A 635-nucleotide genomic window follows, 5' to 3' on the forward strand; every position below is an offset into this window, starting at 1 on the left:
GGCAATCTCACCAATGACCGGGCCATCGTCGCCGGGCAAACCGTGCAGCTGACCGCCAAAAACCTTACCAATACTCAGACCGCGGAAATCAGCGCCGGGAAAACGCAGGTTAATGTTCACGACACCCTGAATAATACGGGACTGATAGACGGCGGCTTAACCCATCTCACGGCTAACACCCTGACCAACACCGGCACCGGACGGATTTACGGGGACCAGCTCGCCCTCCAGACGGGCACGCTGAATAACACCGCACAGGACGGCAAAGCTGCGGTCATTGCGGCCCGTGACCGGCTGGATATCGGCACCGGCACGCTCAACAACCAGCATCATGCGCAGATTGACAGCGTGGGCGACATGCACATCGGCGGCCAGCTGGATAACACCTTGTCCGCGACCGGTCAGGCCCGGGTGCTCAATAATCACGCGGCGACAATAGAAGCCGGACGTCATTTGACAATTAATGCCGACCAGATTAACAACACCAACGCCGGGTTGGTGACTCAGGTCGTCGAAACGGAAAAATCGCCGCATCACGACGCGGTATTGCGCGGCCAGACTACCCGCTATGACTGGTCACAGGTGGACACTTCTCACCACAACAAATACGGCGTGCACGAGGCCATCATGCCGGA

1 pseudogene is annotated in these 635 nt (G+C 58.4%); it reads left to right on the forward strand.

The features are described from left to right. A pseudogene (locus EAE89_RS23150) lies at nucleotides 1–635 on the forward strand (adhesin); the annotation flags it as partial.

The sequence above is a fragment of the Photorhabdus heterorhabditis genome (assembly GCF_018448905.1).
In the GTDB taxonomy this organism is placed as follows: domain Bacteria; phylum Pseudomonadota; class Gammaproteobacteria; order Enterobacterales; family Enterobacteriaceae; genus Photorhabdus; species Photorhabdus heterorhabditis.